The 717-nt window shown below is 70.9% G+C and carries 1 protein-coding gene; it reads right to left on the bottom strand.

Features of this window, described 5'->3' with window-relative positions; genetic code table 11:
- Nucleotides 1–4 precede the first annotated feature (4 nt).
- Nucleotides 5–523, bottom strand: coding sequence for a SigE family RNA polymerase sigma factor (locus AC31A1_RS52180; protein WP_489660040.1), 519 nt, complete (start codon nt 521–523; stop codon nt 5–7).
- Nucleotides 524–717: the final 194 nt, after the last annotated feature.

Here is a 717-nt window from a genome sequence, read left to right as displayed (position 1 = left end):
GTGTTCAGGGGCGGGCGTATTCGTCGAGGTTCTCGCCGAGCAGTTCGCGCAGCCGGCCGAGCGCGCGGACGCAGCGGGTGCGTACGGCGGCCGAGCTGACGTGCATCACGTCGGCGGTCTCCTCGACGGACCGGTCCTCCCAGTACCGCAGGACCACCACGGCCCGGTCCTTGGCGGGCAGCCGGGAGAGGGCCTGGAGCAGGGTCAGCCGTAGCGTCGTGTCGGCGCCCGGGGCGCCGGGGTCGGGCAGGTCGGGCATCACGTCGGTGGCGCGTTCGGTGCTGCTGCGGCGCCGCTGGTGGGCGAGGTAGGTACGGGTGAGGACGGTCTGGGCGTACCCGGCGGGGTTGCCGACCCGGGACAACCGCCCCCAGCCGACGTACAGCTTGCCGAGGGTCTCCTGGACCAGGTCCTCGGCGAGATGCGTGTCCCCGGCGGTCAGCAGACAGGCGGACCGATAGAGATGCCCGGCGCGCGCGGAGGCGAACTCGGCGTACTCATCGGCACGTTCGTGTCGTCTCATGCCTGATCCCCCTGTTTTCGCGGGCTGTTGCCGGCGCCGCCCTCACTTGTACTGATGCGGTGGGCCCACGGAAATGTTTCAGGTCGGTGGGATCGGTGGGCCCAACAGGCGGGGCAGGTAGGGTGCTTCACCGGTTGTTTGATCTTCGCCGGAGGCTTTGTCGACCACCCCGCCGCCCGCTCTCCCCACCCGGG

Source organism: Streptomyces sp. P5F9, assembly GCF_057961495.1.
This window is presented reverse-complemented; position numbering and strand designations above follow the sequence as displayed.

Bases quoted from the DNA above. Each gene is read 5' to 3' on its own strand.
- AC31A1_RS52180 (WP_489660040.1), bottom strand. From the start codon at position 523: ATGAGACGACACGAACGTGCCGATGAGTACGCCGAGTTCGCCTCCGCG.